Raw genomic sequence first — 8,504 nt, forward strand, 5'->3', positions numbered from 1 at the left:
AGTCTGGGATGGGCAATGCAATCGTCGATTGGGCCAATATGATTGTCGCTCAACACCTTCTCATTTCATACCCGTTTTTTGATACCCTTCAAATGTTACTTCGCGGCTACAGACGTGCTTGAGGCAATTGGCTTTTATACTGGGCGTGTACATGTAGATAAGAGTTCTTGTAACAGAGCGATCACGCGCTCATGCCAAGTTTCTGGTTATTAGACTTTTTCAGAAACTTCGCGCAACCGTATAAACTATGCTTGTCGCTAAAGACCAAGCCGTGCCTAAAATCATTTCCTTATTCAATCAGGCTGGAGGAACTGGCAAGACTACTCTTGCCATGAATTTGGGCTATGCATTGGCGCAGCGAGGGCACAACGTATTGCTAGTAGACATGGATCCGCAATCCTCTCTGACAGTGTTTATGGGATTACAACCTCATGAGTTAGAAGGGACGATCTCCGAAAGTGTTCTGGAACGATCTCCCCTTCCCATCTTGCGTGGAATTCATCAGATGGATCTAGTGCCTAGTAATTTGACGTTGAGTGCAGCGGATGTGAGATTAGCAACCGCGATCGCTAAGGAGACCCGTCTCAAAAAAGCTTTGGCTCCGGTTGGGCAGAACTATAACTTTGTACTCATTGACTGCCCACCAACTCTAGGAGTGCTTAGCATTCTTTCATTAGTGGCATCGACACATATCCTAATTCCTATGCAAACGCAATACAAAAGCTTCGTAGGATTGGATCTGTTGCTGGGAACTATCAATGAACTCCAGCAGGAGGGAGTTGCACCCGATTTGAAAATAGCTGGTGTAATTCCCAATTTGCATGATCGCACGGGGCAAAGCAAAGAGATTTTGGAAGCCGTAATCGAGCAATTCAGTGGCATTGCTCCTGTGTTTCCACCGGTTCCGCGTGCAGTTGCTTTTGCTGATGCCTCAATGCAGCATTTACCATTGGGGATATATGATCCCAAACATTCTGCGCTTGCAGTCCTGACGACAATCACTCAAAGCCTGGAGTCTCTATAAGTGCCATCTCGTAAAAGTGCACCTAAACCACAACTTCGGAATGTCGCAGCAATTCTCAACCGCGACCTACCTGACCAACCTGAGCAGATTGAGCATCTCCCTCAATCCGTTCCAATTGAGAAGATTCATTTACCCCAAAAGCAGCCTCGCCGCTTTTTTGACACTGAAAAGTTGGCTCAACTGGTTAGCTCTGTCAAAGAACATGGGATTTTGGAGCCTCTTCTCGTTCGTCCTTTGAGCGACGGAGCGTATGAATTAGTTGCAGGGGAACGTCGGTTGCGAGCAGCTCGTGAAGTGGAATTGCCAGATGTTCCAATCATCGTGCGAGACCTAGATGATCGTCAGGCATTGCAAGTTGCTTTGATGGAGAATTTGCAACGGGAGGACTTAAATCCGGTTGAAGAAACGGATGCCGTTTTAGACCTGCTAGCGCTTGCCTTGAATACCAGCAAAGATGATGTGACCTCGATATTTTATCAAGCGCATCATGCAAAGCATCGAGGTCAGGAGTTGGGACAAAACGTTTTGTCCCAATTGGAAGTTGTCCAAAATGTCCTAGCAGGAGTAGGGCGCTTTACCGTGGATAGCTTTCGTTCTAGCCGATTGCCTTTACTGAAGTTACCAGCAGATATACTGGATGTTCTCCGTCGAGGGCGGCTGGAATACACTAAGGGGCAAGCGATCTCACGAGTTAAAGATCAGGAACAACGATCTAAGTTGCTGAAGCAGGCAATTTCTAAGAAGTTGTCGCTAAATGAAATTAAGGCAGCGATTAAAGCATTAACACCAGCGTCAGAGCCGACTTCTGAGGAAGTTCTGGTTGAGCAACTGTGTGAGATTAGCAAGCGGTTGCGAAAGAGTGAAACTTGGGGTGATCGCAAGAAGCGCGATCGCATTACCAAACTGCTCAATGAGTTGGACAAGCTCACCGCTAGTGATAATTGAATTTTTTATATGGACAATTAGAAGGAATTTGAGGGACTGTTTTGAGCGAGTTGGAAGCGCAGGCTAGAGAACTGCTACACGTACTCTTATCGGTACCTTTTGAAGCCTGTGCATCGATTACCCGTGATTTCCATGATTTGCCGACATTCCCTGGGCTCTATGCGGTTAGGCATCGGGAGTACGGATTACTGTATTTGGGTAAAACTAAGAAATTACGGGAGCGGTTTAGAGGAGGACACAAGGCATGTACTTGGTCGTGGTTGGATGATTATGACCATCGAGATGTTGCTGTCTCGTTTGTACCGCTTACCATGATGGATGTTCTAAAATTGGGAGACGAGCTAGAAGGCATTCTCATTCATGCCACACAGCCGCCTTATAACGCACAGTATCCCACCCGAAACTAGAGGACAGGCTCATGCAGACGCTCTCAGAAACAGGTAAGAAGCATCTCAGCCATGATGCAGCACTGATGTTATTAGCCGTCTTGCCAGACCATATCCGGGGCGCTTACGTAAATCATGCAAAACAAATTGGCTATAGCATTGAGCTGGTGCTGGAGATGGCGTTAGCAGATTTTCTAGACCCTGATTCACTAACTTTTACAGATTGCAAACCTCAGACCGGCTTGCCATTAGAGTCTGACCAAGCCGCATAATAAGGTTTGCCTTCCAATTATGTCCGAATCTCAGATCCAACCTTAGGGTTGCTTATCAAGAAACTCGCTAATTTCCAAAGATGAAAGACTACTTTCTTTGACACTGCTGGTTTTTCAAACGCTCTCTGATTTAGAGGCATGGCTACAGCATCTGCAAATGAATTGACAGTTTTAATTTCTGCTCTTGCTCATAGGTACTCGAAGCAAGAAGGATTTATTCTAGTACTGGAAGGAAACCCAACTCTGGTTCTTGAAGAACAGGAATTAACTTTGAATCCTGGTGACTGCTATGGCTTTAAAGCAGGTACAGGCGTAGCCCATCAACTGGTCAATCGCTCTGAAGAGACTGTGACGTATCTGGAGATTGGCGATCTCACTAGAGGAGATGAGGTCGAATACCCAAACGATGATCTCAAAGCAACACAATTGCCGAATGGCGAATGGGGTTTAACGCACAAAGCATAGTCGTGCGTGTTAAGGGCGCCGCTAAACCACCGCGCTGCACCGGAACATATTAACATAGTTGGCTGAGCTGCAAAGGTTATCTGTGTCCGGTAATTGGGAACGTTAACCCGCAGTGACCACAAGGAAGCTATCGTCTGATAATGTATCGACCTATGAAAATCGTCAAGTCTAAGCAACGTGTCGCCGACCACGGAGAGGTATTCACTCCGGCGTGGATGGTTGAGGCGATGCTCGACCTAGTGAAGGACGAGACGGAGCGCATCGACTCCCGCTTCCTGGAGCCGACCTGTGGGAGCGGCAATTTTCTTGTGCAGATTTTGCGGCGCAAACTGGCGGCTGTGGAACTTAAGTACGGTAAATCTGACTTTGAGCGACGGCACTATGCCATGCTCGCGTTGATGTGCATTTATGGCATTGAATTGCTGCCGGACAACATCGCGGAGTGCCGTGCCAATGTGCTGGAGATCCTTGCAGAATACCTGAATTTGGATGAGTCAGACGAGTTCTATCTCGCTGCATCCTATGTGCTGTCCCAGAACCTCGTGTACGGCGATGCGCTGACTATGCGCACCCACGACGGCCAGCCAGTCACCTTTGCCGAGTGGGGCTATTTGGGCAAGGGCAAGTTTCAGCGGCGCGACTTTCGTCTGGATACCCTAACCCTCTCATCGACCTTTAGTGCGGAGGGTTCACTCTTTGCCCACCTCGGCAAGCATGAGATCTTCATGCCGACGAAGACCTATCCGCCAATGACGGTGAGCGATCTGTCCGCTGCCGAACTCAGTGGCAGTCCGAAGGAGGTTGTATGAGTGCTCAGGCTGTTTTTGCGCTGCGGGGTCGCAACCCGGATGTGCTGACCTGCATCGCTAACCTCTCGAACGATGAGGTGTTTACGCCGCCGGAGTTTGCTAACCGGATGCTAGATACGGTGGCTGAGGCATGGGCGGCGAATAACGGCGGTGCCAACCTCTGGGCAGACAAAGCGGTGCGGTTTCTCGACCCATTCACAAAGTCGGGTGTTTTCCTGCGAGAGATTACCAGTCGCCTCACCAAAGGCCTTGAGGCTAAGATACCAAATCTTGAGGAGCGCGTAGACCACATCTTGACCAAGCAGGTGTTTGGCATCGGCATTACCCACCTCACCAGTCTGCTGGCAAGGCGGAGTGTATACTGCTCAAAGCACGCCAACGGTGAGCATTCTATCGGCAAAAGCTTCGCTAGCGATGAGGGCAATATCTGGTTCCAGCGCACTGAGCACAGCTGGGTGAAGGGCAAGTGCACCTACTGCGGGGCTAGCCAAGAGACCCTTGACCGGGGTGAAGGGCTAGAAACCTACGCCTATGCATTCATTCACACCAACGACATCAAGACTTGGATGGTCAAGATATTTGGAGAAGATATGCAATTCGACGTGATCATCGGGAACCCGCCATACCAACTGAGCGATGATGGCTTTGGAACGAGCGCTGCGCCCATTTATCAGCACTTCGTAGAGCAGGCAAAGGCGTTGGAGCCACGCTACCTATCGATGATCATTCCTGCCCGTTGGTTCGCTGGTGGCAAGGGGCTGGATGAGTTTAGAGAGTCGATGCTCTCCGATGATCGCTTGCGCTCAATCGACGACTATCTCAATGCATCAGATGTCTTTCCAGGCGTGGGACTTAAGGGTGGCGTTTGTTACTTCCTTTGGGATCGGGATAATCCTGGACTGTGCCGCGTCACTACTCATTTCAAGGATGTGCAGCCATCAACAACTAGTCGCCAGCTTCTCGAAGAAGGGTTAGACGTGTTTATCCGGTTCAATGAAGGGCTGTCAATTCTTAAGAAGGTTGTTGCTGTCGAGACGGGACAATCCGACTCGCTTTCCCTGCCTGAAAACAAGCGTTTCGACCGGATGGTTAGTTCCAGGAAGCCATTTGGGCTAGACACAACGTTCAAGGGCAAGGTTTCCAAGGACGCCGGTGACCTACGGGTCTATCAAAACGGCGGTACGGGATACGTTGCTAGAAGCGAAGTATCAATTGGCGTTCACTTCATCGACAAATGGAAGCTCTTCATGGGCTACGCTGCCCCAGGGACAGGCAACAAAGACACCTACCCACACCGAATCATCAGCACCCCATTTATCGGAGAACCCGGCTCCATCTCTTCAGAGACCTATCTCTGCACTGGACCACTCGACTCGAGGAGTCACGCTGAAAGCGTCTTGTCCTACCTCTCCTGTCGGCTAACTCGCCTCCTGATTCTTTTGCACAAGCCATCCCAACACATCACTCGCAAGGTTTACACCTTCGTGCCAACCCAGGACTGGACAAAGCGGTGGACGGACGACGACCTCTATGCGAAATATGGTATCTCAGCCAGTGAGATCGCTTTTATTGAGGCGTTTGTCCGCCCGATGGATCTCAGTGGAGTCTCTGAGGATGACTAAGACCATTGAAGCAATCCTTGTGCCTAAGCCGGAGGCTCGGCTGCGGGTTTATGCCTGGACACCGAACGATCCTCCAGCCGCGTACGTCGGTCTGATTAAAGTAGGTCAGACGACGAAGGACGACGTGAATGCCCGCATCCGCCAGTCACAAGGGCAGATGCAGCAGGCCTACACCCTGCATCTAAACGAGCCCGCTGAGTGTGTAGATGGAACGCTCTTCCGAGACAGCGACGTGCGCAAACGCCTGATAGACAAGGGGTTCGAGAACGTTATCGTAGAGTCGTCGCGCGAGTGGATGCGCTGCACGCTCGAAAATGTCAAGACGGCGGTGACAGAGCTGCGGAATGGCCTCCGGCTTACGGGCACGCATCATGAGACCTTCCCGATGCGCCACGAACAGACCGAGGCTGTGAACAAGACCCACGCCTACTTCCATTCCATCTGGAAGGAAGATATGCACGCCGTCCCCCGCTTCCTCTGGAATGCGAAGATGCGCTTCGGCAAGACCTTCACCACCTACCAGCTCGCCAAAAAGCTTGGAGCTAAGCGAGTGCTTGTGGTCACTTTCAAGCCCGCCGTCGAAGATGCGTGGCAGACCGACCTCGAATCTCACATGGATTTTGACGGGTGGCAGTATCTATCGAAGTCCTCGGGCGATAACCCGATGCAAATTTCCCTGAACAAACCGCTGGTATACTTCGGCTCTTTCCAGGATTTGCTAGGTCGCGACGAGGTGGGCAACATCAAGCCAAAGAACGAATGGGTTCACAAGACGAAGTGGGATCTCGTCGTCTTTGACGAGTACCACTTTGGCGCATGGCGGGAGACCGCGAAGGAATTGTTCGAGGGCGAGGAAGACGCTGTCGCTAAGAAAGAGACCAAGCTGGAATATGCCGTCGGACTGGAGAAGGTGAACGAAGACCTTACTGTGCTTTCGGAGCAGGAAGTTAAGTTCTTGCCGATTACCACCAAGGCCTACCTTTACCTTTCCGGCACACCGTTCCGGGCACTGTCTACGGGCGAGTTCATCGAAGAACAAATCTTCAACTGGACCTATACCGACGAGCAGCACGCCAAGGAAGAGTTCGCGGCGAACAAACCTGGCAAATGGAACCCCTACGGTGCGCTGCCACAGATGCGCCTGCTGACTTATCAGATGCCGGACGAGCTACTGGCGATCGCCAGCGCTGGGGAGTTCGACGAGTTTGATCTCAATGCCTTCTTCGAGGCATCAGGCGCAGGCCCAACGGCGCAGTTCAAACACAAAAGCGACGTGCAGAAGTGGCTAGACATCATTCGAGGTGGATACGCGCCTCAGTCAGTCGAATATCTGAAGACAGGCACGCGACCACCCTTTCCATACTCGGATGTGCGCCTGCTGCCCTACCTGCAGCACTCCTTTTGGTTCCTCCCCAATGTCGCTGCTTGCCACGCTATGGCCAACCTGCTGGCAGAGCGACAGAACACCTTCTGGCACGATTATAAGGTGGTTGTCACTGCTGGCACCTCGGCGGGCATCGGCTTGGAAGCATTGCCGCCCGTGCGCAAGTCCATCGGCAGCGGCTTCGAGACCAAGACCATCACTCTCTCCTGCGGCAAGCTCACGACTGGTGTGACGGTTCCACAGTGGTCATCCATCCTGATGCTGCGCAATCTCAAGTCACCGGAGACCTATTTTCAGGCCGCGTTTCGCGTGCAGTCGCCATGGTCCATCAAGAACCCGAACGGCGACAACCCGCACGAAGAGGAGATCCTTAAGCCTGTCTGCTTCGTGTTCGACTTCGCGCCCACGCGTGCGCTGCGGCAGCTCTCCGAGTACGGCATCGGGCTGTCGCCCAACGAGCCGAACCCGGAAAACGCGGTCAAGGATCTCGTATCGTTCCTGCCCGTGCTGGCCTATGACGGCGCGAACATGACGCAAATTGACGCGGGCGGCATTCTCGACATTGCCATGGCAGGCACCTCGGCCACGCTGCTGGCCCGCAAATGGGAGAGCGCGCTGCTGGTGAATGTGGACAACGACACTCTACGCCGTATTCTGGACAACCCCGAAGCGATGGCTGCTGTGGAGCGCATCGAAGGTTGGCGTGCGCTTGGCGACAACATTATCGAGACGATCATCAACAAGAGCGCGAAGGTGAAAGGGCTCAAGAACAAGGCAAAGGAAGGGGATCTGACGACTGAGGAGAAGAAGGAGCTTACCGAAGAGGAAAGGGAGTACAAGTCCAAGCGCAAGCTGATCCAGGAGAAGCTAATCAAGTTCGCCACGCGCATCCCGGCGTTCATGTACCTGACCGACTTCCGGGAGAACACTCTACAGGATGTAATCACTAAGCTTGAGCCTGACTTGTTTCTGGCAGTCACCGGCCTTACGGTCAAGGATTTCCATCTGCTCGTGCAGCTCAAGGTGTTCAACACCGAGCAAATGAACCATGCCGTGTTCGCGTTCCGGCGGTATGAAGACGCATCACTCCGATACACCGGCATAATGAGCCACCCGGGGCTGACCCATTACGGGCTGTACGACACAGTGGTGGCGAGGGAGTGAAAGGACGGAAACATCGCGTTGGTAATATGCACAGTTGGCATGAAAAGACGAACTTGCGGGCTAATCGGGTAGCCAGGGATTTTCTCCCCCAGCTCCCACAACACCCCGCATGCGGCTCCGCACGGGGCGTTTCCCTAGAACGGTTTAGAGTTCAACTCCAACGCTCCAAGAGCAACCTTGCTGTTATAAAATGACAGTAACATTGGCGAGTGACGACAGCTATCAACCCTGCCATCCCAAACGATCATACGTGTCGCGACAACTATGATCGAAGCCGAAAACGTTATATAGTCGTAGGTTTGTCGCTGTCATTTCTAGATGTCGTTTTACGATCGCTGATTTTAGAGCAGGGTTGGTAGATGTTATGCCGCCAATGTCGGGCTCTTCCGAGCTTTTGGTGAAGCCGAGAAGTAGGGAGGAAACTATAGATCAC

Annotated in this window: 8 protein-coding genes; all 8 read left to right on the forward strand. The window is 51.8% G+C overall.

The window, feature by feature from the left end; genetic code table 11:
* Positions 1 to 247: 247 nt before the first annotated feature.
* The 8 genes from AC5JLB_RS09975 to AC5JLB_RS10010 all read left to right on the forward strand — a co-directional run bounded on the left by AC5JLB_RS09975 (position 248) and on the right by AC5JLB_RS10010 (position 8,071).
* Complete coding sequence (locus tag AC5JLB_RS09975; RefSeq protein WP_495873681.1) at positions 248 to 1,024, forward strand: ParA family protein; 777 nt, start codon at positions 248 to 250, stop codon at positions 1,022 to 1,024.
* Positions 1,025 to 1,969: a ParB/RepB/Spo0J family partition protein gene (locus AC5JLB_RS09980; protein ID WP_495873682.1), complete on the forward strand. Its 945-nt coding sequence runs from the start codon at positions 1,025 to 1,027 to the stop codon at positions 1,967 to 1,969.
* A 41-nt stretch (positions 1,970 to 2,010) separates the two neighbouring features.
* Positions 2,011 to 2,376, forward strand: a complete 366-nt coding sequence (locus AC5JLB_RS09985) for a GIY-YIG nuclease family protein (RefSeq protein WP_495873683.1) — start codon at positions 2,011 to 2,013, stop codon at positions 2,374 to 2,376.
* Positions 2,377 to 2,387: 11 nt separating this feature from the next.
* A complete protein-coding gene (locus AC5JLB_RS09990) occupies positions 2,388 to 2,627 on the forward strand; it encodes a hypothetical protein (protein ID WP_495873684.1) in 240 nt (79 codons plus the stop codon).
* A gap of 138 nt (positions 2,628 to 2,765) precedes the next feature.
* The gene (locus tag AC5JLB_RS09995; RefSeq protein WP_495873685.1) at positions 2,766 to 3,092 is read left to right on the forward strand and encodes a cupin domain-containing protein; all 327 of its coding nucleotides are present in this window, start codon (positions 2,766 to 2,768) and stop codon (positions 3,090 to 3,092) included.
* 152 nt (positions 3,093 to 3,244) lie between these two features.
* Positions 3,245 to 3,901 carry an N-6 DNA methylase gene (locus tag AC5JLB_RS10000; protein ID WP_495873686.1) on the forward strand — a complete coding sequence of 219 codons (657 nt, stop codon included), beginning with the start codon at positions 3,245 to 3,247 and terminating at the stop codon, positions 3,899 to 3,901.
* Entirely contained in the window at positions 3,898 to 5,523 is a 1,626-nt protein-coding gene (locus tag AC5JLB_RS10005) for an Eco57I restriction-modification methylase domain-containing protein (RefSeq protein WP_495873687.1), read from the forward strand. The genes AC5JLB_RS10000 and AC5JLB_RS10005 overlap by 4 nt, the downstream gene beginning before the upstream one ends.
* The gene (locus AC5JLB_RS10010) at positions 5,516 to 8,071 is read left to right on the forward strand and encodes a DEAD/DEAH box helicase family protein (RefSeq protein ID WP_495873688.1); all 2,556 of its coding nucleotides are present in this window, start codon (positions 5,516 to 5,518) and stop codon (positions 8,069 to 8,071) included. Before AC5JLB_RS10005 ends, AC5JLB_RS10010 begins: the two co-directional genes overlap by 8 nt.
* Positions 8,072 to 8,504: the final 433 nt, after the last annotated feature.

It is taken from the genome of Myxacorys chilensis, assembly GCF_059505265.1.